Source organism: Mesorhizobium sp. LMG17149, assembly GCF_024518695.1.
Classification (GTDB): domain Bacteria; phylum Pseudomonadota; class Alphaproteobacteria; order Rhizobiales; family Rhizobiaceae; genus Mesorhizobium.
In genome coordinates, this window is record NZ_JANIFL010000008.1 from 169,555 (window position 1) to 195,738 (window position 26,184).

The following is a 26,184-nucleotide window of genomic DNA, read 5'->3' on the forward strand; positions in this document are numbered from 1 at the left end:
GAGCGAAACGTTCGAGAGGACGCTTCGCCTTGGCAGTGGACGACAACAAAGGGTATCCCCATGCGCCTTACCGTCGACGGTCAGTCTTTCGATATCGATGCCGATCCTGAAATGCCGCTGCTGTGGGCGCTTCGCGATCTCATTGGCAAGACAGGGCCAAAATTCGGCTGCGGCATCGCAGCCTGCGGCGCCTGCACAGTTCACGTTGACGGTCAGCCGGTGCGTTCCTGCTCACTCCCGGTTGGGCAGGTCAGCGGCGCCGTCACCACCATTGAAGGCATCGGGACAGCAGGCGGACTGCATCCGGTGCAGCAGGCATGGCTGGAGGAACAAGTCGCGCAATGCGGCTACTGCCAGGCCGGCCAGATCATGAGCGCGGTGGCGCTGCTCGATGAAGTCGCCGACCCAAGCGATGCCGACATCGACAACGCCATGGGCGGCAATCTCTGCCGCTGCGGCACCTATCCCAAAATCCGCTCGGCCATCAAGAAGGCCGCGGCACTCAAGACGGCGGGGCTCTGATCACCATGGCCAGTGTTGGAAAGATCGCCCGCCGCACGTTTCTGATTGGTGCTGCCGCCGTCGCGGGCGGCGTTGCCGTCGGCTATTATTACTATCGCAAGCCCTTTCCGAACCCGCTCGAGGCCGAACTCGGCAAGGGCGAGGCGACGTTCAACCCCTATGTGAAGATCGGCGCCGACAACACCATCACCATCGTCGCGCCGCGCGCCGAGATGGGGCAAGGCATCTCGACGACGCTGGCGGCCATGGTCGCAGAGGAACTCGACGTCGGGCTCGACCGGGTTAAGGTCGAGCATGGACCGGCATCCCATGCCTATTATAACGCCGCGATCCTTCAAGAGGGCGGTCCGTTCGCCTTCTTCGACGAGAGCATGACGGCGCAAGCGGTGCGCTCGGGTCTCGGCGTGGTCGGCAAGTTCCTTGCCCTGCAGGGCACCGGTGGTTCGGCTTCGACACGCGACGGTTTTGACAAGATGCGGCAAGCGGGTGCCGCCGCCCGGCAGATGCTGATCGCGGCTGCGGCGCAAAAACTGGGTGTCGCCGCCGCCGATCTGGAAACGGCCGACGGTTCGATCCTGCACAAGGCGTCGGGCAAGTCGCTGACCTATGGCGCGGTCGCCGCGGCCGCCGCTGCGATGGCGCCGCCGGCCGAAGTCAAACTCAAGGACAAAGCCGACTGGAAGCTGCTGGGAAAGCCGCAAAAGCGCATCGACATGCTGGCCAAGGTCACCGGGGCGCCGATCTTCGGCATCGATGTCCGGCTGCCGGAGATGGTCTACGGCACGGTCAAGATGAGCCCGCGCTTCTGGTCGAGGACGGTCAAGGCGGACCTCTCCAAAGCCGAGAAAATGCCCGGGGTGATCAAGATCGTGCCGCTCGAGACGAATTACGGCCATGGCTTCGGCATCATCGCCGACAATACATGGGCGGCGTTCAAGGCGGCCGAGGCGATCGACGCCCAGTGGTCCGATCCCGAATACCCGCTCGGCAGCGCCGCCATTTCAGATGTGCTGAAGCAGGCGCTTGCCACCAAGGGGTCGGTGATGCGCGACAATGGCGACGTCGATACCGCTTTTGCCGACGCGCCGCGCGAAAGGATCGTCGAGGCAGACTATGCCGTGCCCTATCTGGCGCATGCGACGATGGAGCCGATGAACGCCACGGCGCAGCTCAGGGACGGCGCGCTAGACATCTGGTGCGGGAACCAGGCGCCGACCCTGGTGCGGCAGCTTTGCGCCAACGCGGTCGGCATCGGGCAGGACAAGATCAATGTGCACACCACCTTCATGGGCGGCGGTTTCGGCCGGCGCGTCGAGGTGGATTACGCACTGTGCGCCGCGCTGATGGCGAAGGAGACGGGCGGGCGTCCGGTCAAGGTGACCTGGACGCGTGAAGAAGACATGCGCCACGACGCCTACCGGCCAGCCGCAATAGGCAAGTTCCAGGCGCGGCTCGGCGACGATGGCATGCCAGTGGCCGTCGACATGAAGATGGCCTCGCCATCGGTGATTGCCGGCATGCTGCGCCGGCTGTTCCCCTCGATATCGCCGCTCGGTCCCGACAAGACCATCGTCGATGGCGCCTACGACCAACCCTACACCATCCCGAATTACCGGGTCACTGGTGTCGCGGCGCCGGTCTCCATCCCTGTCGGCTCCTGGCGCTCGGTCGGCAGCTCGGTCAACGGCTTCTTCCACGAGGGTTTCATGGACGAGATCGCCATTGCCGGAAAAATCGATCAGGTCGAGATGCGCAAGAGACTGATGGCCGCTTATCCCTCGGCGGTGAAGGTGGTGGAGAAAGTCGCCGCGATGGCGAAATGGGGCGAGGCGCTGCCCGCCGGCAAGGCCAGGGGCATGGCCTTCACGCTGTCCTTCGGCAGCTGGGTCGGCGAGATCGTCCAGGTGGCGGACACGCCGGCCGGCATCCGCATCGAGAAGGTGTGGATCGCCGCCGATGTCGGCACCGCGCTCGACCCCGGCATCATCGAGGCGCAGTTGATCTCGGCGGCCATCTACGGTCTTTCGGCGGCGATGGGGCAGGAAATCACCTTCGCCGACGGCATGGTCGAACAGTCGAACTTCCACGATTTCGACGCCATGCGGATCTTCCAGTGCCCGGTATTCGAAGTTGCCATCCTGGAAAACTTCCACAGGATGGGCGGCGTCGGCGAGGTCGGCACACCGCCGGCGGCTCCGGCGCTCGCCAACGCCATCTTCGCGCTCACCGGAAAGCGCATCCGCACGCTGCCGCTGTCGAAAGCGGTAGCCTTCGCATGAAGAAGCTCGTCATCATGCTGACGCCTGCTGCCATGCTTGTGCTCGCAGCACCGTTTGCGATCGCGCAAGAGAGCCAGACGCCGGCGCCGGTGGCAGTCGACACAGCAAAAGCCCTGTCCGAATGGGACAAGGTCTATGCGGTGTTCTCGCATCCGCGCTGCGCTGACTGTCATGTCGCGGACGAGCGACCGCGCTGGTCGGGTGCGCATTACGGCGGCACGCGCGTGCACGCCTTCAATGTCCAGCGCGGTGCTGACGGGTCGGGCTTCGGCAGTCCGGGCCTGCGTTGCATGACTTGCCATTTCTCCAGCAATTCCAGGGCATTGCACGGGCCGCCCGGGGCCGAGAACTGGCATCTGGCGCCAGCCGAGATGGCCTGGTTCGGCAAGTCCTCGGCCGAAATCTGCGCCCAGATCAAGGATCCCTTGCGCAATGGCAACCGCAGCTTGAAGGACATCGCGCTGCATGTTCGCGACGACAGACTGGTCGCCTGGGGCTGGGCGCCGGGATCGGGTCGTGAACCGGCTCCGGGCTCCGCCGAAGCGACCTATCAAGCGATCGAAAACTGGGCGGCGGCGGGCGCATCTTGCCCGGTTGCGCAATGATCTTGCAACTTTCAGACTATATTGCGGTGCAACTTTGATGTAGAAGCGCGCTTCGCCGATCACGGCAAATTGAACACGGCCCGGCGCGCACCCATATCGGCGACGCGCCCGCGTTATGAGGACGCTGGCCGAACCCGCAGTGGAAAAAACGACGATGAGAATCAGGTTTCACAAGCTTGCAGCCGTTGTTGTGCTCATTGGTTTCGCGGCATGGATGGCGACAGGCGAGTTTTCGTCAGTCGGCAGCGTAGCCGCCAACAAAGCCAAGGCAGCCGAAGCCGAACAGGCCAAGGCGCCCGATGCGGCGGCGGAAGCCGAGCCGAAGGCACCGCTGCGCACGGTCGCTGTGGTGACGCCGCCACGCAAGACCTATGCACGCGCCATCCGCATTTCCGGGCTGACCGAAGCCGACAAGCGGGCGGTGCTGGCGACGCGCGTCGCCGGTGTCATCGACAAGCTGCCTGTCAAGCAAGGCGATCACGTCAAGACGGGGGATCTGGTGCTGATGCTTGCGGCGGAAGAAAAGATCTCGATGGTCGACAACGCCAAGCAATTGGTGGTGCAGCGTCAGGCCGAGCTGGACGCAGCCTTGCGGCTGATGAAATCAGGCAATCTGCCGAAGCTGCAGCTCGACACCGCGCGCTCGAACCTGACCTCGGCGCAGTCGCAACTGGAAACGGCACAGGCCGAACTCGACCGCAACGAGGTGAAGGCGCCTTTCGACGGCGTTATCGACCGGGTGCCGGTGGAACTTGGCAGCTCCATCATGCAAGGCGGCGAGGTGGCGACCATCCTCAAGCTCGATCCGGTGATTGCTCGCGGCGAAGTCAGCGAGCGCGATCTCGGCTACCTCAAGCTCGGCGACAAGGCCACCATACGGCTGGTCAGCGGCCAGACCGTCCAAGGCACCGTGCGCTACATCAGCCGCGACGCCTCGTCGGCGACCCGCACCTTCCGCGTCGAGGTTGCCGTCCCCAATGCCGACGGCTCCGTGCCGGCCGGCATGACGGCGGAAATCGCGCTCAACGCACAGCCGACCGACGCGGTGCTGCTGCCGCGCTCGGTTGTGACGCTCGGCGACAAGGGCGACCTCGGCATCCGTGCCGTGAGCAAGGACAACAAGGTGGCGTTCTTCCCCATCGACCTCGTCGACGACACGCCGACAGGCCTCGTCCTCGGCGGCATACCGGCCGACGCCCGCATCATCGTCGCCGGCCAGGAACTGGTGAAGGAAGGCGATCTGGTCAATCCGGTCGAGGCCGACCAGGCGATCATCAAGAAGCTGCTCGGCGAAGCGACGGCCGGCACGCAGTAGCAAGAGATCGCGACGGATTAGCCCTGGGCGGGGACAATCGGCTGCGACGCAGCTCGTGAAAATTCAAGAACAGGCGTTAGCCATGGATATCGTCAGACTCGCAATCAACAATGCCCGCCTGACCATTTCGGTCCTCGTCTTCCTTCTGCTGGCGGGCTGGGTCGCCTATCAGGCGACGCCAAAGGAAGCGGAGCCCGACGTTCCGATTCCGATGATGTATGTCAGCCTGATCTACCAGGGCATTTCGCCCGAGGATTCGGAGCGGCTTCTGCTGCGGCCGATGGAAAGCAAGCTGAAAAGCCTGAAGGGCCTCAAGGAGATGCGTTCGGCCGCTTTCCAGGGCGGCGGCTACGTGCTGGTCGAATTCCAGCCGCAGACCAATCTGGCCACCGCGCTGCAGGACACGCGCAGCAAGGTGCAGGACGCCAAGGCCGACCTGCCGCAGGCGGCGGAAGAACCCGTCGTCACCGAAGTCAACATTTCCGAATTTCCCGTGCTCGTCGTCACGCTCTCGGGAAATCTGCCCGAACGCGTGCTGACCGCCGCCGCGCGTGAACTGCGCGACCGCATCGAGGAGGTTCCCGGTGTTCTCGAGGGCTCGCTGCAGGGTGCGCGCGACGATCTCGTCGAGGTCGTCATCGATCCGATGAAGCTGTCTTCCTATGGGCTGCAACTCGATCAACTGATCGGTGCGGTCGGCAACTCCAACAGCCTGGTCGCCGCCGGCAATATCGAAGGCTCGGAGGGCAAATACGCCGTCAAGGTACCGTCGCTGATCGAAACGCCGGAGGATGTCGCCGCACTGCCGGTGGTCGCCGGCCCCAATGCCGTGGTGCAGGCCAAGGACATCGCGACGATCCGTTCGACCTTCAAGGATGCCGAGACGGTGACCCGTCTCAACGGCAAGCCGGCCATCGCCATCGAAGTCAAGAAGCGCATCGGCTCCAACCTGATCGACACCATCGCCAAGGTGCGAACGGTGTCCGACGAGTTCGTCAAGTCGATGCCCGAGGGCATGAACGTCACCTACACGCAGGACAAGTCGGTCTTCGTCAACCAGCTGCTCGGCGACCTGCAGAACCATGTGATGATCGCCGTCATCCTGGTGTTCATCGTCATCCTCTACGCGCTGTCCGGCCGCGCCTCGCTGCTCATCGGGCTTGCGATTCCGTCGTCCTTCCTGATCGGCATCCTGCTGCTGGCGATGATGGGCTACACGATCAACATGATCGTGCTGTTCAGCCTGATCCTGGCCGTCGGCATGCTGGTCGACGATGCCATCATCGTCACCGAGTTCGCCGAACGGCGGATGAGCGAAGGCATGCCGAAGGAGGAAGCCTTCGCGCTCGCCGCCAAGCGTATGGCCGGTCCGGTCATCGCCGCGACGATGACGCGCATCGCCGCCTTCTCGCCGCTGCTGTTCTGGCCGGGCATCATCGGCGACTTCATGAAGTACATGCCGATCACGCTGATCGTCACGCTATCGGCCTCGATGCTCTACGCGCTTGTCTTCGCGCCGACGCTGGGTGCGATCTTCGCCAAGGCGCCGCCGCATCATGAGGATGACAATCGCGACGGCTGGTACATGGCGATCGTCAAGCAGGCGGTGCGCTTCCCCATCACCGTGCTGGTGCTGACCGTCGCGCTCTTGTTCGGCGTCGGCTTTGCCTATTCGAAATACGGCGCCGGCGTCGAGTTCTTCCCGAATGTCGAGCCGGATTATGGCCTGCTCTACGTGCATGCGCGCGGCAATCTTTCGCTGGCCGAAATGGATACCGCGACCAAGATCGCGGAAGACAGGCTGCTCGGCTGGCCGGGTGTGAAGTCGGTCTACACCCGCGTCGGCAAGACGCAAGGCGGCGGCCAGGATATCCCCGAAGACGTCGTCGGCGTCATCCAGTACGAATTTATCGACTGGCGCGAGCGCAAGTCGGCGAACCACATCCTGGACGATCTGCGCGGCGTCATGGCCGGCATTCCTGGCGTCGATGTCGAGGTGCGCGTGCCGGAAGCCGGTCCGCCGACCGGCAAGCCGATCCAGATCAGGCTTTCGGCCGTCGACCCCAAGGGGCTCGACGACAAGGCCCGTGAGGTCGCGGCGCGCATCGGCAAGGTGCCCGGCGTCATCGATATTTCCGACGGCCTGCCGCCGCCCGGTGTCGACTGGGCGCTTGAGGTCGATCGTGCCAAGGCGGCGCAGTACGGCATCAGCCCAACCTCGGTCGGGACGGTGGTGCAACTGGTGACCAACGGGCTGAAACTCTCGGAATACCGGCCTGCCGGAGCCGACGACGCGGTCGACATAAGGCTGCGGCTGCCCGAAGACCGGCGCACGCTGTCGACGCTCGACGAACTCAGGGTGCAGACCTCACAAGGCTCGGTGCCGATCTCGAACTTCGTCGTGCGCAAGCCGGAGCCGACGGTCGGCATCCTTAACCGCATCGACGGCGCGCGTACGGTGGTCGTCCAGGCCAACGTCGCCGCCGGCGCTCAGGTCGCGGCTGTGCAGGAGCAGGTGACCAAGGCCGTCTCCGACATGGATCTCGGCAGCGGCATCCGCTGGAAGCTGGCCGGTTCGAACGAGGACAGCGCCGAAGCCAGCGCCTTCCTCAGCAAGGCCTTCGGGGCGGCGATCTTCCTGATCTTCCTGGTGCTTCTGGCGCAGTTCAACAAGTTCACCAGCGTCTGGCTGGTGCTGTCCTGCGTGGTCATGGCGACGATCGGCGTGTTCCTCGGGCTGCTGATAACCGGCGAGACGTTCGGCATCGTCATGTCGGGCATCGGGGTTATCGCTCTGGCCGGCGTGGTGGTGAACAACAACATCGTGCTGATCGACACCTATGACCGGCTGCGTGAAGAAGGCTGGGACAAGGTCGAGGCGGTGCTGCAGACTTGCCGCGAGCGCGCCCGCCCGGTCGTGCTGACGGCTGTGTCGGCCATTCTCGGCGTGCTGCCGATCGCCTTCGGCCTCGGGCTGGAAATCTTCCATCACGAGACGACGATCAACGCGCCGTCGACGCAATGGTGGATTTCGCTGTCCTCGGCGATCGTCTTCGGCCTGTCCTTCGCCACGGTGCTGACGCTGGTGGTGACGCCTTCGATGCTGATGGTGTTCACCCGCGCCAAGGTCAAACCGGGCGCACGGCGCGGCTTGATCAGCCGTCTGTTCCGGCGCGGCAAGGTCGAGATTTCATCGACCGATGCGCCAGGGCGGGATGCCGGAGCCGGGCCGGATATCGCCTTTCCGAAAGCCGCCGAATAGATCATTGCCGATTTGACCGGCAAAGGCCGCCCGGAACAACCGGGCGGCCTTTTGCATTGTTCTTAGGCGAAAAGTCGAATTGCGGGGTTCTCATGCCGATCACCACCATAGTCATCATCGTCCTGGTCCTTATCCTCATCGGCGCGGTGCCGGCCTGGCCGCATTCGCGCTCCTGGGGCTATGGGCCCTCGGGTATTGTCGGCGTGGTGCTGGTGGTGCTTATGGTGCTGCTGTTGATGGGACGGCTCTGAGGCGCCCTCTCAGTCCGCGGAGATTGTTAATGTGCGGAGGAGTATCGCCCGCCATCGCGGAGGTCAGGCAGCTTTCGCAACGCCGGTCACGGTGGTAATGCCGATATCCCCGAGAGCTTCAGTGACGGCCTGATCCAGCGGCGTGCGCGGGATCGCGCCGATGATGCCTTCCAGCCTTGCCGACGCCAGTTGGTGCGGTTCGAAGCGCAGATAGGACATCGACACGATCTCACGCCACATCGCCACGAACGGGCTGCCGGCGCGCAGCACCCACCACGCCATCGAGGTCATCTTGAGCGGACGGCCAAGCGCCTTCTCCGCGGCCGCCTTGATCTCCAGGTCGGTGACGGGATGGCCCGGGAAGTTGAAGGCTTCATAGGCGCCGAGCTTGTCCAGGTTCTGCGCCAGTCCGACGAAAGCCCTGGCCAGATCCGGCAGGTAGGCCCATTCATGCACGAGGTCGACCGGGCCGGGCGCCGTATAGATACCCTTGTTGATCTTGGCGGCGACGATCAGGTCGAACCACGAGCCGCTGCCGGTGCCGCCGAAGAAATCGCCGGCCCGCAAAATGATGGTGCGGACGCGGCGCGCTTCGGCCTCGCGGTGAAACAGGTCCTCCATCGCGACGCGGATGCGCCCCTTCTCGGTCGTCGGGCGGAACGGCGTGTCTTCCGTGATCACCTCCGGCATCGGCGACCCGTAATTGTATACGGTCCCGGGAAAGAGATGCAGTGCGTTGTTGGCACGGCAAGCGGCCATGACATTCTCGGCGATCGGCAGGCACTTGACCCATTCGGTGTAGATCGGGTTGAGGCCGTTGAAGATGATGTCGACACCTTCCGTGGCGCGGATCAGCGCTTCCCGGTCGAGCGCGTCACCGGCAACGGCCGTAGCGCCTTCGAGTTCAGTTGGCAGTTTGCCGTTGCGGGTGACGGCGCGGACCTCGTAGCCCGCGTCGATGAAGGCCTTGGCGACCACCCGGCCGAGCCGGCCATTGGCACCGAGAATTGCGATACTGGTCATTGGAAGCACTCCTGGGTTAGGATTTGCGTGGTCGGTCGCAAGGCCCGATCGGGATCAGCGACGAGCGCGATCGAGATCAGCGGCAAGCGCGATCGAGATCAGCGGCTGCCGAAGAGGTCGCGGTTGCTGCCTTGCGTGACCGGCTGCCGGACGGCCGCATCCGGGTTGTGGATCGAAGCGGTGGTCGTGTTGTCGGTGCTGGTGACAGCCGCCTGGCCGGCGTCGTTCGACCCAAACTTGTCGCTGCCGGCAAAGGCGGCGCTGACGGAAATGAGGATGGCGGCGGTGGTGAAAGCGATCTTGGTCATCTGAGTTCTCCTGGTTGGTGTTTGCAGTCCATGTTGGTGTTTGCAGTCCGTGTTGGTGTCTGCAGCCGGAATATGATCGCTCTGAACGCGAATGGAAATTGACTACAGATGGCGTTCTGATATTCATAAATGAATGGCTGAAATCGACTGGAACCTGATCAAGAGCTTTGTCGCCGTGGCGGAATCCGGCAGCCTGTCGGCCGCCACGCGAAAGCTTTCGGCCAGCCAGCCGACGCTTGGCCGTCACATCGGCGAGTTGGAACGGGCACTCGGCGTCACACTGTTCCGTCGAGGACGGCACGGCTACGAACTGACGGAGGCCGGCAGCACGCTGTTCGAACGCGGCAAGGCGGTCAGTGAGCAGGCAAGCGCCTTCTCACTGCTGGCGCTGGGTTCGGTCGAGGCCATCGAAGGCACGGTGCGCATCGCCGCCAGCGAGGTGGTGGCGGCCTATGTCCTGCCTGAGATGACGATGCGGCTGGGGATCGAGGAGCCCGGCATCGAGGTCGAGATCGTCGCCTCCAACCAGGTCGAGAACCTGCTGCGTCGGGATGCCGACATCGCCATCCGCATGGTCAAGCCGGCGCAGAACGAGCTGATGGCACGCAGGGTCTGCGATATCGAGCTCTGCGCCTGCGCGGCCAAATCCTATCTCGACAGGCGCGGCCGTCCGCTGAAGCCTGCCGATCTTGTCGACCACGACCTGGTCGGCTTCGACCGCGGCGACGAGATCATCAGGGGCTTTACCCAGCATGGCATCCCCGTCACCCGGAGCAGCTTCCGCTTCAGGGCCGACAACCAGATCGTTTTGTGGGAAGCGGTGCGGGCGGGAAACGGCATCGGCCTCGGTCAGGAGCCGCTGGCCGACAGGGATCCTTTGATAGAGAAGGTTCTGCCAGATCTGCCGCTGCCAGTTCTGCCGGTGTGGCTAGCGATGCATCGCGACGTGCGTACCAGCGTGCGCATCCGCCGGGTGGTGGATTTTCTCCACGAGGAGCTGAAACGCTATTCGGCGGGTGCTGGCGCGAATTCGGCGCGGTGAGCGAGCCCGGCCATCAGCAACACGATGATCAGCAGTCCCGACATGGTGATGAAGATCGGGCCAAAGCTGGAGTGCTCGGCAACGAAGCCGATCGCCGACGGCGCCACCAGTATGCCACAGTATCCGATAGTGGTGACCACGCTCATGCCGGTGCCAGAAGACATGCCTTCCTGGTTGCCGCCGGCCGAAAAGATGATCGGCACCATATTGGCGATGCCGAAGCCGCAAAAGGCAAAGGCTGCAATGGCGAGCCAGGGCGAGGGCGCCAGGCCAGCCACCAGCATGCCGACCGCGGCTACGAGGGCCGACACGCGCAGCGTCGTCACCGCGCCGAAGCGATTGCGTATGCCGTCGCCGAAGAACCGCGTAACCGCCATGACGCCCGAAAATCCGGCGTAGGCGAGGCCGGCAACGGCAAGATCGGCGCCGAGCTCCTGGCGCAGATACAGGGCTGCCCAGTCGAGCACCGCGCCTTCGGAGATCATCGCCAGCAGCGCCATCAGTCCGATCAGATAAACCAGCGGGTTTGCCGGCAGTGCGAATTTGTGGTGCTCGGCTGCCTGCGGGCTGTCTTCGGTGAGGAGATGGCGAACGGCCACCGCGATCACCGCGAAGGCAAACACCGTTACCGCCGCCGCGTGGGCGAGGTGGCCGTAGTGCTGGATGGCAAAGCCGCCGAGGCCGCCGCCGGCGAAGCCGCCGAGACTCCAGAAGCCGTGCGAGGACGACATGACGGCGCGGGAGAGCCGCCGTTCGACCACCACGGCATTGGCATTCATGGCAACGTCCATGCCACCGATCGAGCCGCCGAAGATGATCATGGCCGCGGCCGCCAGCGGTACGTTGGGCGCCAGCGCCACGACCATCAGACCGAGGCTGCCGCACAGGGCGAACCAGCGCAGTACGGTGCGCGAGCCATGTCTGGAGATCAAATGGCCGCACCAGGTCATCGCGACGACGGCACCGACGCCGAATAAGAGAATCAGCAGGCCGAGCGTGAACTTCGAAATCTCCAGCCGGGTCAGGAACACCGGGATCTGCGGCGCCCAACTGCCCGTCAGGAAGCCGTTGGCGAGAAAAATGGCCGCGAGCGCCCATCGTCCGCGAATGGCAGTCAGCTTGGCAATTGACGCGTTCATGAGGCGAATCCCGCTGAAAATGGCTTCGCGCGGCAAATTAGATCGATTCAATTTTCAGTCAAGGCTCTTTCGGGAAGCATTTTGGGCCAAACATAGCCTTAAGCGATCGCTGGGCGACGGTGTCAATGGTCCTGGGGGCGCCTTGCCTCGAATTCGGCCTTCTTGGCGTCGGAGGCCTCGGTCTGGTTCAGCGCCTGCCATTCCCCATAAGGCATGCCGTAGACGATCTCGCGCGACTGATCCTTGGTGAGATCGACGCCCTCGGCATTGGCTGCCTCGCGATACCAGTTCGACAGGCAGTTGCGGCAGAAGCCGGCGAGATTCATCAGGTCGATGTTCTGCACATCGTTGCGCTCGCGCAGATGCTCGACCAGCCGGCGGAAGGCGGCCGCTTCGAAATCGCGTTGCTGCTCGTCGCTGAGTTCGGTCATCGAAACCTCCGTCATAGCGGCCCGGTGCGCGAGCCGAACATCTTCACCACATGTATATCGGGACGGCGGTCGATCGCGTCAACGATCGGCGCCAACCGTTCGGCCCAGGCGAGCGCGCCCTTCTGGTCCGATATCAGATCCTGTCGGATCTCGATCAGCGCATGGGCGAAGCCGTTGACGATGGCATGCTTGTACATGGTGTCGCCGCGCAGTGCGCCGTCATAGGGTTCGTTGTCGCCGACGACGAGGCTCTTGTCCTGCGCCAGCATGTCTATCAACGGCCGCGCCACGCGGTCGTCGAGATCCCACAGGATGCCGACGTGCCAAGGACGCTGGATTCCTTGCATGGCCGGGGTGAAGGAATGCACCGAAAAGATGAAGGGCGCCTGGGCGGAAGCCTGTGCGACCGATGCGATCATGGCGCCGACAGCGTCGTGATAGGGCCGATAGAACCCGTCGAGCCGCCTCTCGCGCTCCTCGGCAGTGATGGGGTAATTCCCAGGTACGACAGTGCCGTCATAAAGCTGGCGAATGAGCGTCGGATCGTCTTCGCCGCGATTGGGATCGATCAGCAGTCGCGAAAAATTGGCGAGCACCGCCGGCACGCCGAGCAGGGCAGCCAGTTCGCGCGTCACCGCCTCGACGCCGATGTCATAGGCGATGTGCCGGTCGAACTCGGCCGAGGGCAGGCCGAGGCTGCCGTAGTCGTCGGGCAGGTCGCGACGGGCATGATCGCCCAACAGCACGATGCCTCGCTTGCGGTCGCCCTCGATGATGTCGAAAGGCGCGAAAACTGTGGATCGGGTCATTGGCGGGAAATGGTCTGTTCGCGGGCTTCCGGGGAGGGTGCTATCGTCATTCCACGAAGACGACGCTTGCGCAATGCCGTTGTTTGGCCAAGGTTTCCCGGGAAATCTGGCACACGTCGGCGAATTGTGCGCCGGAGCCTTTCTAAATCGATTGGAATTGGACAAAACGGTGCGTTGACATGCGCCCGGACTTTTCCGAAAAGGGGCGCAGAGAGATGCTGATGTGGTTTTTGAGGGGTTTTCGGATGAGTTCCGCCGGCGGGCAGCGCATGCGCTCTGCCTTTGCCATGCCGCTCCTCACTCTTGCCATGGGCCTGTCGGCGATGGTCGTGGCTTCGCCGGCGCGTGCCGATTTCCGCGTCTGCAACGCCACGCAGAACCTGGTCGGCGTCGGCATCGGCTATCGCGCCAAGGCCGGCTGGATCACCGAAGGCTGGTGGCACATCGAGGGATCGAGCTGCAAGACGCTGATCGAAGGGCCGCTGTCATCAAGGTTTTACTATCTTTATGCAGAAGACGCCGAACGCGGCGGACGCTGGGACGGCCCGATCAACATGTGCGTGGCTGAGAAAGAGTTCAAGATCGCAGGCGTGACCGACTGCGTCGCCCGGGGCTTCCAGCGCGCCGGATTCCAGGAATATGACACGGGCGAACAGGCAAGCTGGATGGTCCAGCTGACCGATGAGTCCACAACGGGAGGCGCTCCAGCCGCCCCGGGAACAAACAGTCAATGAGACGTAGCCGCAAGGTCAAGATCCTAGCCACCATCGGTCCGGCCTCCTCGTCGGAGGAGATGCTGAAGAAACTGTTCGAAGCGGGCGCCGATGTGTTCCGCATCAATATGAGCCATACCGACCATGAGCTGATGCGCACGCTGGTCGGACGCATCCGCGCTGTCGAGGAAGCGGTTGGCCGGCCGATCGGCATCCTCGCCGACCTGCAAGGGCCAAAGCTGCGCGTCGGCAAGTTCGCCAACGGCAAGGAAGTGCTGACGCAAGGCCAGACCTTCACCCTCGATGACAATCCCGAGCCCGGCACCTCGACCAGGGTCTATCTGCCGCATCCGGAAATCCTGAGCTCGGTCGAAGCCGGCCATCGCCTGCTGATCGACGATGGCAAGCTCGAGCTGAAGGCGGTGAAGAGCGACGGCAAGTCGATCGTCTGCACCGTCGTCGCCGGCACCACGATTTCCGACAAGAAAGGCGTCAGCCTGCCCGACACCGACCTGCCGGTCGGCGCGCTGACCGAGAAGGACCGCAAGGATCTCGATGCCGTGCTGGCCACAGGCGTCGACTGGGTCGCGCTGTCCTTCGTGCAGCGGCCGGAGGATCTGGCCGAAGCGCGCAAGATCGCACGCGGCCGGGCGCTGATCATGGCCAAGATCGAAAAGCCGCAGGCTGTCGCCCGGCTGGCCGAGATCATCGAACTCTCCGACGCGCTGATGGTCGCCCGCGGCGATCTCGGCGTCGAGATGCCGCTCGAGGCGGTGCCCGGCATCCAGAAGCAGATCACGCGCGCCGCACGCCGCGCCGGCAAGCCGGTGGTGGTTGCAACGCAGATGCTGGAATCGATGATCACGGCACCGGTGCCGACCCGCGCCGAGGTGTCTGATGTCTCGATCGCCGTCTTCGAAGGCGCCGATGCCATCATGCTGTCGGCGGAATCCGCGGCGGGCGCCTATCCCGTCGAAGCGGTGGCGATGATGAACCGTATCGCCACCAAGGTCGAAACCGATCCGACCTATGCCGGCATCATCAACGCCCAGCGCTCCGAGCCGGAGGCGACTGGCGCTGATGCCATTTCGCTGGCCGCGCGCGAGATCGCCGAAACGCTGAAGCTGTCGGCGATCATCACCTACACCGCATCGGGCACCACAGGCCTGCGCGCCGCCCGCGAGCGGCCGCAAGTGCCTGTTATCGCGCTGTCGCCGATCCTCAACACGGCGCGGCGGCTGTCGCTTTTGTGGGGCACGCATTGCGTCGTCTCACCCGACGCCGTCGATCTCGACGACATGGTCAATCGCGCCTGCCGCATCGCCTTCGACGAAGGCTTCGGCAAGCCTGGCGACCGCGTCATCATCACCGCGGGCGTGCCGCTGCGGACACCGGGTTCGACCAACATGCTGCGCATCGCCTATATCGGTTCGGACACACAAGTCAGCCGCTAGATTCCTGAAGCGTGTCGCCTCTGAACGGATTCAGGCGGCCCGCTTTTTAGGTCGGCGCGAGTTCGGCCTGCGGTACCTTGATATCGGCGCATCTGCCGGCGCCGTAGGCGTCGCCGGCGATGCGCGCCTCCACGGTCCTGGCCATCGCCTGCAGGTCTATATTCTTGCCAGCGACCTTCTCGATGGCGCCGACGGTCAGGTCGGTCGCGATCCAGTCTGGCTTGTGACCGAGATTGTGCACCCAGACGAGTTCGGCACCGGCAATGTCGCGCGCCAGGCCGACCGAATGGATATGTGCATAGACCACCTTGTCGCGATCGCCTGAAATCACCACGGTCGGCGCCTTGATCTCGGCGTAACGCGGTGCGGTGGCGAGCGCGTAGCGATAGAGCCCGGCGACATCGGTGGCGTTGGCACGAAAGGCTGTTGGTCGCAGCACCAGCGGGATAGAGGCCGAGCTGAGGTAATTGTCCGGCACCTTGTTGGGCGAAAAGACGCAGGTGGTGGCGTCAGCCATCTGCAGGGCTCCCGCCGGATAGGTGAGCGTTTCGGAAAACAGCCAACCGAGCACCGGCATGGTGGTCAGATCGTAGTACCAGGCGGTTGCGCCGCCCGGCCATGGGTGGGTCGCCGGTGCGAGAAAGACGAGCCCGAGCGTCTTGTCTGGATGTTCGCGGCCAAAGGCCGATGTCACCAAGCCGCCGAAGGAATGGCCGACGATGACAGCATTCCTGATGCCGAGATGGTCCATCAGTGCGGCAATGGTGTTGGCCTGCGCCGACGGGTTCTCGTTGGTGGTGCCGCGACCCGACCAGCCATGGCCCGGCCGGTCGAGGAACAGCATTTCGGCGCGGCCTTCGAGCAAGGGGCGCAGCGGCAGCATCTGGTCCCTGAGATTGGCGCTGGCGCCGTGGATGAAGACGATCGGCGGCAGCTCGGCATTGGCGGGCGCCGGAACATGGACATAGTGGATGCGGGCGCCGTCGATGTCGGCGAACTCGCCGATCGGCGGATTGCGACGCTCGATCAGCCATGAGCCGACGCGGGTGACGCCGACAAAGCCGAAGATAAGCGCCATCAGGAAGGCAAGGGCGGCGTAGATCAGGTTCATGAGGGAGATACGGAGGTGGTGGGGATAAGTTGTAGGGGAGACAGTAGGCAGTAGGCAGTAGGCATGTGTGTTCCGCAGAGCGGTCTGGACCTACTGCCTAATCCCTACTGCCTATTCCCTCAAATACCTTCACCGGCAAGCTCCTCCGAAATCGTGCCGACCTGGTCCTGGGCGCTGCGCATCATCGGATAAATGGCCAGCACCTTCTGCCAGGCCTCGAGCGCCGATTGCTTGTGGCCGGTCAGCGCCATGATCTGCGCCAGGCCGGACAACGCACCGAAATGGCGTGGTTCGAGTTGCAGCGTATGGTCGATGTCGGACATCGACTTGCCGTAGTTCTTCATCATGAAATGGACGGTGGCACGCCGGTTCCAGCCTTCGGCGTAAGTCGGCTGCAAAGTCACCACCTGATCGAGGAAATCGAGCGCGACGTCGAACTTCTGGCCTTCGATAGCTTTCTGCGACCACTGCATCATCAGGTCGATCGAGGCGCTGCCGGATTGCGACCACTCGCTCCAGATGTTGCCGGCGATGCGCTCGGCCGCCTTTTCGTTGCGCTCGCGTTTCAGATCGCTGAACAGCTGGTCGAGGCGGGCTTGTTTCGTCGTTGCGGCGGGCCGCGCGTCCTGAGTGGCCGGCGGCGCGACGGCATCATCCGCCCATGCCGGGCCATAAATGACGCCGGAAACAAGCAGAGATGTCAAAAATGCAAAAAGAATCCGCATCGCCGGACTCTAGTCCCGGGCGACGGAACGTCAAACTGAATTTGGCGTGAAAATGCCGGCAGGCGGCAACAAGCATCAAATGGGCGGAGGCAACAGCCTCCTGCCCGAAAACTCAGCCCTGGCGTGCCTTGTAGCGCGGGGCGGTCTTGTTGATGATGTAGACGCGGCCCTTGCGGCGAACCAACTGGTTGTCGCGGTGACGCGCCTTCAGCGCCTTGAGCGAATTCTTGATCTTCATGGTCTTGCCTGTCGGTGTGGACCCGGTCCGGGTCGAAATTTTAAGGCGCGCCAGAAGACGCGCCTTTGAACTGTGGGAGGCTCATAAACGAGGAGCCTTGTCCCTGTCAACCGCAAGCGTGCTCCATAGCGGCTGTGAATCGTCCCTGTCATCAATTATCCGCCATGTCGGCCTTCGGCATTGCGCGGCCCTGGGGCCGGCTGGGATGATGCGGTCGCCGTGAAGTGATTTGGAGAGAACCATGCGCCGAATGTTCCTGTCCGCCTGCCTTGTCCTGCTGGCGGCAGCTTCGGTTGCTCGCGCGCAGGAATGCGACCGCAGCGACGATAGCCAGCAGATGATGAACATCTGTGCCGGCGAAGACTATCAGGCGGCCGACACCAAGCTGAACAAGGCCTATCAGGACCTCACCAGCTCGGATGACGCCGGCGGCAAGAGATTGCTGCAGGTGGCGCAGCGCGCCTGGATCAGTTTTCGCGATGCCGAATGCGCGCATTCCACCGCCGCCAGTCAAGGCGGCTCGATCCATTCGATGGAAGTCTCGCAATGCCTGACCAGATTGACCAATGATCGCGTCAAGCAGCTCGCTGCCGCGGCCAATTGCGAGGAAGGCGATGTGAGTTGCGCCAATCCAGGCGAGGACGAGAGCGACGATTTGCAGTAGGCAACCCTATGAGGCGCGACGGCTGATCCGAGTGAAATGGCCCATCTTGCGGCCGGGCCGCGCTTCGGCCTTGCCGTAGAGATGCAGCATCAGATCGGGCTCGGCGAGAAGCTCCGGGACGCGCAGCACATCGTCGCCGATCAGGTTTTCCATCACACAGTCGGAATGGCGGTCCGGGGCGCCGAGCGGCAGGCCGGCGATGGCGCGGATATGCTGCTCGAACTGCGAGACGATACAGGCGGCTTCCGTCCAATGGCCGGAATTGTGCACGCGCGGCGCGATCTCGTTGGCCAGCAGCGAGCCGTCCGCCAGCACGAAGAACTCGACGCCGATGACGCCGACATAGTTCAGCGCCGACAGGATCTTCGATGCGGCCGTTCGGGCCGCTTCCGCCGTCTCCGGCATAATGGCGGCCGGCAAGGTCGATGTGTGGAGAATGCCGTTGCGATGGATATTCTCGGCTGGATCGTAAGCGACAACCGCACCGTCCAGCCCACGCGCCGCGATCACCGATATCTCGCGCTCGAACGGCACGAAGGCCTCCAGGATCAGAGGCACATTGCCCATCGCCTCGCATGTGCCGGCGAAGCCGCCGGCTTCCATGTTGCGGAAGACGCGCTGGCCTTTGCCGTCATAGCCCATGCGCCGGGTCTTCAGGACACCGCTGCCGTCGAATGCTTTCAGCGCCGCGATCAGCTGGTCATCATTGTCGACGGCGTGGAAATCGGCGGTGGCAATGCCGATGCCGTTGAGGAATGTTTTTTCGTCCACCCGGTCCTGCGCCACTTCCAGCGCACGCGCCGGCGGATAGACCGGAACCTTGGCGGCCAGCGCACTGGCGGCTGCAACCGGCACGTTCTCGAACTCGTAGGTGACGACGGAACTCGAGCCTGCCAGTTCGGCAAGGGCGGCCGGGTCGTCATAGGCGGCTGTTATCTGCCGGTTGGCGACCTGTGCCGCGGGGCAATCCGCTTGCGGCTCCAGCACCACGGTGCGGTAGCCGAGGCGGGCGGCGGCAACAGCCAGCATGCGGCCGAGTTGGCCGCCGCCAATGATGCCGATGGTCGATCCGGTGGGCAGGCTCACGGCGTATCCGTCGGTTCGGTCGCGACCTTGGCGGTCTGCGCGGCGCGCCAGGCATCCAGACGGACGGCAAGGCTGTCATCGTTCAGCGCCAGCACGGCAGCGGCCAGAAGGGCTGCGTTGGCGGCGCCGGCCTTGCCGATGGCCAGCGTGCCCACGGGAATGCCGGCCGGCATCTGGACAATGGACAGCAGCGAATCCTGCCCGGAAAGCGCTTTCGATTCCACCGGCACACCGAACACCGGCAGCGGCGTCATCGCCGCCGTCATGCCGGGCAGGTGCGCCGCACCGCCGGCGCCGGCGATGATCACCTGGTAACCGGCCGCCTTGGCGCCCTTGGCGAAATCATAGAGCCGGTCTGGGGTGCGATGCGCGGAGATGATCAGCCGCTTGTGCGGGATGCCGAGTGCTTCCAGCGTTTCGGCCGCATGGCGCATCGTCGCCCAGTCGGACTGGCTGCCCATGATGATGGCGACGTCGGCGCGTTGATCGTCCAAGTCCGTGTTCCCCGGCGACAAAGGCGCGCCTTAGCGGAATTCGCGCGAGGCCGCAAGGATAGGCGGCGGCCGCGGCGGTCTGGCAAGACGGAAACCAGCCGGTCAGATGCCGTCGCGCTCGGCCTCTGGCGTCGAGACCAGCAAGGCCGAAGCCGCGTTGGCGGCGGTGATGGCCGCCCGCATGGTCTGCCCACGGGCAAGTCCCGCCGCCAGCGCGCCAACGAATTCATCGCCGGCGCCATGCGTGCTGGCGACCTTGACGGGGATGGCGGACAGAGCAAAGGCCTCGCCGCTCCGATCGCAACAGGCGACGCCCTCGCCGCCCGCCGTGACAATCGCCACCGGATAAAGATCGGCCAATAGCCGTGCGGCTTGCGCGGCGCCGTCGAGTGTCTCGACCACCGCTGTGCCAGCCAGGAATTCCGCCTCGATGGCGTTGACCACCAATATGTCGACCAGCGCGATCAACTCCTCGGAGAGTTCGCGCGCGGGGGCCGCGTTGAGCACGACGCGGCCGCCCCGTGCTTTGACGGCGCGTGCGGCGGCAATGTTGCCGGCTTCCGGCACTTCGTTCTGCAACAAAAGCACTGCCGTTTGGACCATCACATCGGAAGCAGAGGCAATGTCGGCATGGTCCAGTGTCAGATTGCTGCCCGAGACGATCACCGCGCCATAGTCGCCGCCCGCGTCGAAGATCGCCACGCTCATGCCGGAGCCGGCGCCAGCGGCCACCCGCACGAAGCGGTGGTCGACCACTGCGCGATTGAGATTGGCCAGCAACGCCCGCCCGAAATCATCGTCGCCGACGGCGCCGATCATCGCCGCGCGCACGCCGGCCCGCGCCGCCGAGACAGCCTGATTGCCGCCCTTGCCGCCGCATTTCGGGTGCCAGGCATGGCCGGTCACCGTCTCGCCCTTGCGCGGGCGGTCGGGCGCGTCGACCATGATATCGTAATGCAGGCTGCCGAACACGGTGACCAGCGGCGATGTCGTCATGAGCCCCGGTCTTTTCGTTTCGATGTCACCGCGGACATGGTGCGGCCGAGATTGCGCTCCGCCGCCTGATAATCGCGCTGTGCCACCGCCACGAACAGCGCGTCGAGGATGTTGAGCTGGGCAATGCGCGCCGCTGCGTTCTCGCCCATCAGCGGCGAGCCTTGCGCGGTCGAGCACAGCACGATGTCGGCGACCGCAGCCAGCGGCGAGTTGTCGTAGTTGGTGATGGCCAGCGTGCGGGCACCGTTCTTGCGGGCCAGCTGGATGGCGTCGATGACGGCCGACGTGTTGCCCGAATGCGAGAAGCCGACGGCGATGTCGTCGCCACCGAGCAGCGAGGCCGACATCAGCATCATGTGGGAATCGTCATAGACGGATGCGCGGATGCCGATGCGCAGAAACTTGTGCGAGACGTCGCGGGCGATCTGCGCCGAGCCGCCGACGCCATAAAAATCCCGGTTCTTCGCACGATAGAGAAGATCGGCGGCGCGGTCGAAATCCTCGATATCGAGGATCGCCAGTGTCTCCTCCAGTGCCTGGATGGAGGTGCGAAACACCTTCTGTACGATCTCGGCCGAACTGTCGTCGGACGACAGTTCCTGATGCATCTCGGCGGTCGGCAGGCGGCTGTATTCGTAGACGGCGGTGCGGAAGTCGCGATAGCCGGAGAAGCCGAGCTTCTTGGCGATCTTGACCACCATCGCCTCGGACACGCCGGATTCCTCGGCTATCTGCTTCAGCGGAATGCTCTCGTCAAAGCCGCGCCGGCCGAAGACGGTTTCCACCACCTTCGCCTCCAGCGGGGTGAGATGCGGCATCATCATGCGGATGCGCGGTCCTACCGCTTTCAGGTCCAGCCCGCTCAACGTCATCCACGCCCCCTCGTCACGCGATCGATAAGCATCGCGGCGAGGATTATAAGACCAGTTGCCAGAAGCTGATAGAAGGACTGCACGTTCATCAGCGTCAAACCGTTGCGCATGGCGCCAAGGATAATGGCACCCAGGATGGTGCCGACGACACTGCCCTTGCCGCCCATCAGCGAGGCACCGCCGATGGCGGCAGCCGCGATGGCGTCGAGTTCCCAGAGATTGCCGAGGATGGGCTCGGCGGCACCGAGCCGCCCGACCAGGATCTGCGCGGCAAGGGCTGCCAGCAGGCCTGAGATCATGTAGGCGGCGATCTTGGTGCGGGCGATCGGCACGCCGGCGATGTAGGCCGCTTCCTCATTGCCGCCGACGGCGAGCAGATATTCGCCAAAGGGCGTCTTCTTCAAAACGACCCAGGAGACGACGGCCACGAAGGCCACGATGACGACCGCCAGCGGCAGTCCGAACAGCGAGCCGTTGAAGATAGCGCGAAAGCCCGCGGGCAGGCCGAGCACCGGATTGCCGCCGGTGTAGATCAGCGCCAGCGCCCGGTAGGTGCTAAGCGTTCCCAGCGTGACGATGAAGGGCTGCAGTCCGACATAGGCGACGAGCACGCCGTTGACGAGACCGCAGGCAAGGCCAATGGCAAAGCCCGCGGCGATGGCCAGCGGAAACGGCACGCCGGCGACCATCATCGAGGCCGAGATGACGGCCGAGAGCGCCGCTGTCGGGCCGACCGACAGATCGATGCCGCCGGAGATGATGACCAGCGTCATGCCCAGCGCCAGGCAGGCATTGATGCTCGACTGCTGCAGGATGTTGATCAGGTTGCGCTCGGCGAAGAAGCCGGGCACCAGCGCGCCGAAGACAGCGAGGATCACGACAAGGCCGATCAGCGTGCCGGCGTCACGCATGGAAACCCCGCGCAGGAGTTCGGCCCGCGGCCGCACCAGAGTGGTATCCGACATATCCGTCACCTACTGCCTTGCCGGCTGTGCGGCCGGCGTTTGCGTTTGCGGGATGGCGTGCGCCGCGATCGCCTGTTCGCTGATATCGTCTCTGTGGAGTTCGGCCGCGATCGTGCCGTCGCGCATGACCAGCACGCGGTCGGCGAGCCGGATCACCTCGGGCAGTTCGGAGGAGACGACGACCACCGCATGGCCTTCAGCGGCGAGTTCCTCGATCAGGTGATAGATCTCCGCCTTGGCGCCGACATCGATGCCGCGCGTCGGCTCGTCGAACAAAAGGATGCGCGTTCCCGCCGCCAGCCAGCGGCCGATGATCGCCTTCTGCTGGTTGCCGCCGCTGAACAGGCGGATCGGCCGGTCGAGCAGGAATGGGCGCAGATTGACGCGGCTCATCTTCTCGGCCGCCACCTGTTTCAACCTGTTGTGATCGATGACGCCGCGCGACGCGAACACAGCCATCGAGGCCAGCGCCATGTTGCTGGTGATCGAGCGCAGCGGCACGATGCCTTCGCGCTTGCGCTCTTCCGGCACCAGGCCGATGCCGGCGGCAATCGCATCGCGCGGGCTGGCGAGGCGTGTCGCCTTGCCGTCAATGGTGATCGTGCCGGCGGATGCGCGGTCGACGCCAGCCAGAAGCCGCAAAAGTTCAGTGCGGCCGGAACCGACTAGGCCGGCAATACCCAGCACCTCGCCGCGATGCAGGTCGAACGACACGTTCCGCACCTTGGTCGCCGAGGAGAGGCCACGCGCGCTCAGCATCACCTCGTTCGAGGCGTGGGAGTTATGGTGTTCCTGTGCCAGTTCGCGGCCGACCATCATCGCCACGACCGCTTTTTCCGACAGGCTTTCCAGGTCGACGGAATCGACGACGACGCCGTCGCGCATGATAGTGGCACGCCGGCAGATGCCGAACACCTCGTCCAGCTTGTGCGAGACATAGACGACGGCGACGCCGTCACGCGCCAAACCTGTAATGACTTGCGCCAGCCGTTCGAACTCGCTCGGCGTCAGGCTCGATGTCGGCTCGTCCATGGCGACGATGCGGGCGCGATCGAGCAATGCCCTGGCAATCTCGACAATCTGCCGCTGCGCCACCTTCAGAGTGCCGAGCGGGGCGGCTGGATCGATGGAGGGGTCGATGGCTGCAAGAGCCTCGGCGGCGCGGCGCTCCTGCTCTCTGCTGGCGACGAAGATGCCGCCGCGCGTCAGCGGATGGCCGAGGAACATGTTCTGGGCAACGCTGAGGCGCGGCACCTGCTGCAATTCCTGATGGATCATGGCGACGCCCGCAGCGCGCGCGGCAACCGGGTTGGCGAGCGTTACCGGCTTGCCGTCAATGAGGACGCTTCCCGCTGTCGGCCTGTAGACGCCAGACAGGATGCGCAGCAGCGTCGACTTGCCGGCGCCGTTTTCGCCGAGCAGGCCGTGGATTTCACCGGCCGCGACCGAGAACGAAACGCCGTCAAGCGCCCGTACGGCCGGAAACAGCTTGGAAATGCCCTGGAATTGCAGCCGGGGTGACATCGAGTTCTATCTCCGGGCCATGGTGCCGGTCAGAAGCGAATTGCCCTGACCGGCACTGTTGGTTGGCCTTACTGGCCCGCAGCCGCGTCCTCGAGCAGCGCCTTGCGCGCGCCGGCGCCGGAATAGCGGTCGGCATTGTCCTTGGTGATCAGCGCCTGTGGCGTGGCGACGACGCGCGGCAGCTTCTGTCCCGCGACGAGACGCAGAGCTGTTTCCAACGCCACTTCGCCGGTCAGAACGGGGAAACTGTCGACCGTGCCGGTCAGTTCGCCGGCCCGTATGGAGGCATAGGCATCGGAAATGCCGTCGGTGCCGAAGACCGCAACCTTGTCCTGCAGGCCGGCGGCCTTGACAGCCTCGACGATGCCGAGCGCCATGCCGTCATTGTTGGCATAGAAGCCGATCAGGTCGGGATGCTGCTGCAGGATGTTGGTGGCCGCGTCATAGGAGGTCTGGCGGTCCCAGTTGCCGGGAACGCTGGCGACAACCTCGAACTTGCCTCCCTCGGTGATGGTCGACTTGAAGCCATCGGTGCGCTGCACGGCGGCATAGACGCCAGCCTGGCCTTCGACGATGGCGACCTTGCCGCCATTCGGACGGTTCTTGATGAACCATTTGGCGACGCGCACGCCATTGTCGCGTTGGACGTTGCCGACATAATGCTCGGCCTGCGGGATGACGGCGTCATTGACATTGACCACCGGCACGTTGGCGGCCTTGGCCTGCTCCATGATCGGCTGCAGATTGGCATCCGTCTGCGGCGAGACGAGCAGCACGTTGTAGCCCTGCGTCACCAGGCCTTCGGCGATGGTGAGCTGGCCGAGCTGGTCGCCCTCGCTCTGCGCTGCCTGATAGACGACGGGAACGCCGACCTTGGCGCCGAATGCCGTGTAGCCCTCGCCCAGCGAGCGCCAGTATTCATTGGTCAGCGTCTTGGAGACCGCGCCTGCCTTGGTGCCTTCGGGCAGCTTGGGGAACGCGCCGAACTTGGCCTCGACCTGCGACCAGTCGATGCGGTCCTTTTCCGTGTCGGAATTGAGCGGCGCGAGGTCGGCGGAAAAGGCAGAGCCGATCGAGAGCGCCATCAGTGCGGCGGTAGCGGTGGCAAGCAGAAGTTTCATTGTATTCCTCCCTGGTTGAAAAACGGCGATGGCGCGGATGCCTCAGCTATCCGGCCCGAGCATGATTTCCTGGATGATGGCCTGCGACGTAACGGCATCCTGGCTGTCCATGGCGGCGGACAGGCGATTGTCCTGCTCCAGCCGGTCGACGACGCGCAGCATGCGCTTGACGGTGGCGATGTTGACTTCGCACTCGCGCACCGGATCGAGCCCGGTCATATCGGGGAACGTGTCGAAATAGATGGCGCCGGCGTAACCGTCGCGGCGAATCTGCCTGAGCAGCTCGATGGTCTGCAGCGTGTGCACCGCGCCGACCATCAGGCCGTCGTCGCGCTTGGCGTAGCCGTCGTTCAGGTGCACACCGAGCAGCTTGCTGTGACGCGCCACCAGGGCCGCGGCAAAGGCCGGCTGTTCGTCGGCGTAGAGCACATGAGCGAAATCGAGCGTGACGCCGAGATTGGGCAGGCCGACATCGCGGATCGCCAGCAAGGTCGTCGCCGCATCCGGCATCAGGCTGTAGGAGCGGGGTTCGTTCGGTTTGTATTCAAGGCTGATCTGACAGTCGGGATCATGTGCCGCAACTTCACGAATCCCATCAATTTCGTGTTGCCAAAGCGTCGAATAGTCGGCTTGGAAGGCGTAGTCGAAGCCATCCTGGCCGAGCCACAGCGTCATCAGGCTGGCGCCGGCCTCACGCACGGCATCGATGCCGGCCTTGGTCAGGTCGATGGCCTCGCGGCGCACCGCCGGATCCGGATTGGTGAAAGCGCCGAGCTTGAAGGCGGGGTTGGAGTAGTAGCGCATGGCAAAGCCATTGATGGAGAGCCCAAGATCGCCCAGTTTCAGGGCGATTTCCGTGGGCTTTTCACCGACGTGGTCAGGAAAGTTGAGATCAAGATCGGTAAGCCCCTCGACCTTGGCGGCGCGCGCCGCCATCTGCAGCAGCGACGGCTTGCCGGTAAGATCGGGCCACTCGGCCTGCGGCCGCGAGGCAAAGGAATTCAGGCGCGTGGCGAAACGAGTGGCTGTCATGATCGATCCTTCAATCGTCATGACTTCACATAAATAAAGATATTTGTAAAGTTATTGTTTTGAGAGGCTACGAAGCGGCCACCAGGCTGGACCCGCCAAGGCGCGCAAAGGGAGCCGGCAGTTTCCCGGCCGGTGCCCTGGAGAGCCCGTCAGGCCAATAGGCGCATGATGGCGCGTGCTGGTTACGGTCGGCGCATTTCAGC

The 26,184-nt window shown here is 64.2% G+C and carries 26 protein-coding genes; 10 read left to right on the forward strand and 16 right to left on the reverse strand.

The features are described 5' to 3' along the window. Positions 1 to 60: 60 nt before the first annotated feature. The 6 genes from NP945_RS20390 (at position 61) to NP945_RS20415 (ending at position 8,234) form a co-directional block, all read left to right on the forward strand. Entirely contained in the window at positions 61 to 522 is a 462-nt protein-coding gene (locus tag NP945_RS20390; RefSeq protein ID WP_256747367.1) for a (2Fe-2S)-binding protein, read from the forward strand. Positions 523 to 527: 5 nt separating this feature from the next. Beyond that, complete coding sequence (locus tag NP945_RS20395; protein WP_256747368.1) at positions 528 to 2,801, forward strand: xanthine dehydrogenase family protein molybdopterin-binding subunit; 2,274 nt, start codon at positions 528 to 530, stop codon at positions 2,799 to 2,801. Next, complete coding sequence (locus tag NP945_RS20400) at positions 2,798 to 3,406, forward strand: hypothetical protein (protein ID WP_256747369.1); 609 nt, start codon at positions 2,798 to 2,800, stop codon at positions 3,404 to 3,406. Before NP945_RS20395 ends, NP945_RS20400 begins: the two co-directional genes overlap by 4 nt. A gap of 154 nt (positions 3,407 to 3,560) precedes the next feature. After that, complete coding sequence (locus NP945_RS20405) at positions 3,561 to 4,721, forward strand: efflux RND transporter periplasmic adaptor subunit (RefSeq protein WP_256747370.1); 1,161 nt, start codon at positions 3,561 to 3,563, stop codon at positions 4,719 to 4,721. Positions 4,722 to 4,803: 82 nt separating this feature from the next. Next, positions 4,804 to 7,983, forward strand: coding sequence for an efflux RND transporter permease subunit (locus NP945_RS20410; RefSeq protein ID WP_127266905.1), 3,180 nt, complete (start codon positions 4,804 to 4,806; stop codon positions 7,981 to 7,983). A gap of 92 nt (positions 7,984 to 8,075) precedes the next feature. After that, the gene (locus NP945_RS20415; protein WP_023810914.1) at positions 8,076 to 8,234 is read left to right on the forward strand and encodes a DUF3309 family protein; all 159 of its coding nucleotides are present in this window, start codon (positions 8,076 to 8,078) and stop codon (positions 8,232 to 8,234) included. Positions 8,235 to 8,297: 63 nt separating this feature from the next. Here NP945_RS20415 and NP945_RS20420 read toward each other — a convergent pair whose 3' ends face one another. Together NP945_RS20420 and NP945_RS20425 are read right to left on the reverse strand one after the other, a co-directional pair. Continuing rightward, positions 8,298 to 9,257, reverse strand: a complete 960-nt coding sequence (locus tag NP945_RS20420) for an SDR family oxidoreductase (RefSeq protein WP_256747371.1) — start codon at positions 9,255 to 9,257, stop codon at positions 8,298 to 8,300. Positions 9,258 to 9,355: 98 nt separating this feature from the next. Continuing rightward, positions 9,356 to 9,565, reverse strand: a complete 210-nt coding sequence (locus tag NP945_RS20425; protein ID WP_256747372.1) for a DUF680 domain-containing protein — start codon at positions 9,563 to 9,565, stop codon at positions 9,356 to 9,358. A 133-nt stretch (positions 9,566 to 9,698) separates the two neighbouring features. Here NP945_RS20425 and NP945_RS20430 point away from each other — a divergent pair, with 133 nt between their 5' ends. Continuing rightward, positions 9,699 to 10,607 (forward strand): LysR family transcriptional regulator, encoded by a 909-nt coding sequence (locus tag NP945_RS20430; RefSeq protein ID WP_256747373.1) that lies wholly within the window; start codon positions 9,699 to 9,701, stop codon positions 10,605 to 10,607. Here the strand turns inward: NP945_RS20430 and NP945_RS20435 are convergent. From NP945_RS20435 to NP945_RS20445, 3 genes are all read right to left on the reverse strand, one after another. Further along, complete coding sequence (locus tag NP945_RS20435) at positions 10,571 to 11,746, reverse strand: MFS transporter (protein WP_127380694.1); 1,176 nt, start codon at positions 11,744 to 11,746, stop codon at positions 10,571 to 10,573. The genes NP945_RS20430 and NP945_RS20435 overlap by 37 nt on opposite strands. Before the next feature lie 122 nt (positions 11,747 to 11,868). Continuing rightward, the gene (locus tag NP945_RS20440; RefSeq protein ID WP_027037142.1) at positions 11,869 to 12,177 is read right to left on the reverse strand and encodes a DUF1244 domain-containing protein; all 309 of its coding nucleotides are present in this window, start codon (positions 12,175 to 12,177) and stop codon (positions 11,869 to 11,871) included. 11 nt (positions 12,178 to 12,188) lie between these two features. Further along, positions 12,189 to 12,986, reverse strand: coding sequence for an N-formylglutamate amidohydrolase (locus NP945_RS20445; protein ID WP_256747374.1), 798 nt, complete (start codon positions 12,984 to 12,986; stop codon positions 12,189 to 12,191). A 245-nt stretch (positions 12,987 to 13,231) separates the two neighbouring features. On the opposite strand from NP945_RS20445, the gene NP945_RS20450 reads away from it, so the two are divergent. Beyond that, complete coding sequence (locus NP945_RS20450; RefSeq protein ID WP_127266899.1) at positions 13,232 to 13,720, forward strand: DUF1036 domain-containing protein; 489 nt, start codon at positions 13,232 to 13,234, stop codon at positions 13,718 to 13,720. Then, entirely contained in the window at positions 13,717 to 15,153 is a 1,437-nt protein-coding gene (gene pyk / locus NP945_RS20455) for a pyruvate kinase (protein WP_013529204.1), read from the forward strand. The genes NP945_RS20450 and pyk overlap by 4 nt, the downstream gene beginning before the upstream one ends. 46 nt (positions 15,154 to 15,199) lie before the next feature. On the opposite strand, the gene NP945_RS20460 is transcribed toward pyk, so the two are convergent. The 3 genes from NP945_RS20460 to ykgO all read right to left on the reverse strand — a co-directional run bounded on the left by NP945_RS20460 (position 15,200) and on the right by ykgO (position 17,227). Then, on the reverse strand, positions 15,200 to 16,264 hold the full coding sequence (locus NP945_RS20460) for an alpha/beta fold hydrolase (RefSeq protein ID WP_256747375.1): 1,065 nt from the start codon (positions 16,262 to 16,264) through the stop codon (positions 15,200 to 15,202). 119 nt (positions 16,265 to 16,383) lie between these two features. Then, positions 16,384 to 16,989 carry a hypothetical protein gene (locus tag NP945_RS20465; protein ID WP_256747376.1) on the reverse strand — a complete coding sequence of 202 codons (606 nt, stop codon included), beginning with the start codon at positions 16,987 to 16,989 and terminating at the stop codon, positions 16,384 to 16,386. 112 nt (positions 16,990 to 17,101) lie between these two features. Further along, positions 17,102 to 17,227, reverse strand: coding sequence for a type B 50S ribosomal protein L36 (gene ykgO, locus NP945_RS20470; protein WP_006327841.1), 126 nt, complete (start codon positions 17,225 to 17,227; stop codon positions 17,102 to 17,104). Between the two features lie 241 nt (positions 17,228 to 17,468). Here ykgO and NP945_RS20475 point away from each other — a divergent pair, with 241 nt between their 5' ends. Next, a complete protein-coding gene (locus NP945_RS20475; protein ID WP_256747377.1) occupies positions 17,469 to 17,891 on the forward strand; it encodes a lysozyme inhibitor LprI family protein in 423 nt (140 codons plus the stop codon). A gap of 6 nt (positions 17,892 to 17,897) precedes the next feature. On the opposite strand, the gene NP945_RS20480 is transcribed toward NP945_RS20475, so the two are convergent. The 8 genes from NP945_RS20480 to NP945_RS20515 form a co-directional block, all read right to left on the reverse strand. Next, positions 17,898 to 18,977 carry a 5-(carboxyamino)imidazole ribonucleotide synthase gene (locus tag NP945_RS20480; RefSeq protein ID WP_256747378.1) on the reverse strand — a complete coding sequence of 360 codons (1,080 nt, stop codon included), beginning with the start codon at positions 18,975 to 18,977 and terminating at the stop codon, positions 17,898 to 17,900. Continuing rightward, entirely contained in the window at positions 18,974 to 19,471 is a 498-nt protein-coding gene (gene purE / locus NP945_RS20485) for a 5-(carboxyamino)imidazole ribonucleotide mutase (RefSeq protein ID WP_127296872.1), read from the reverse strand. The genes NP945_RS20480 and purE overlap by 4 nt, the downstream gene beginning before the upstream one ends. Before the next feature lie 102 nt (positions 19,472 to 19,573). Beyond that, positions 19,574 to 20,467 (reverse strand): ribokinase, encoded by an 894-nt coding sequence (locus tag NP945_RS20490; RefSeq protein ID WP_256747379.1) that lies wholly within the window; start codon positions 20,465 to 20,467, stop codon positions 19,574 to 19,576. Next, positions 20,464 to 21,339 carry a MurR/RpiR family transcriptional regulator gene (locus NP945_RS20495; RefSeq protein WP_127415931.1) on the reverse strand — a complete coding sequence of 292 codons (876 nt, stop codon included), beginning with the start codon at positions 21,337 to 21,339 and terminating at the stop codon, positions 20,464 to 20,466. Before NP945_RS20495 ends, NP945_RS20490 begins: the two co-directional genes overlap by 4 nt. After that, entirely contained in the window at positions 21,336 to 22,304 is a 969-nt protein-coding gene (locus tag NP945_RS20500; RefSeq protein ID WP_256747380.1) for an ABC transporter permease, read from the reverse strand. Before NP945_RS20500 ends, NP945_RS20495 begins: the two co-directional genes overlap by 4 nt. Positions 22,305 to 22,313: 9 nt before the next feature. Then, on the reverse strand, positions 22,314 to 23,828 hold the full coding sequence (locus NP945_RS20505) for a sugar ABC transporter ATP-binding protein (RefSeq protein ID WP_256747381.1): 1,515 nt from the start codon (positions 23,826 to 23,828) through the stop codon (positions 22,314 to 22,316). A 68-nt stretch (positions 23,829 to 23,896) separates the two neighbouring features. Then, positions 23,897 to 24,949, reverse strand: a complete 1,053-nt coding sequence (locus NP945_RS20510) for a substrate-binding domain-containing protein (RefSeq protein ID WP_256747382.1) — start codon at positions 24,947 to 24,949, stop codon at positions 23,897 to 23,899. A gap of 42 nt (positions 24,950 to 24,991) precedes the next feature. Continuing rightward, complete coding sequence (locus NP945_RS20515) at positions 24,992 to 25,981, reverse strand: TIM barrel protein (RefSeq protein ID WP_127809061.1); 990 nt, start codon at positions 25,979 to 25,981, stop codon at positions 24,992 to 24,994. Positions 25,982 to 26,184: the final 203 nt, after the last annotated feature.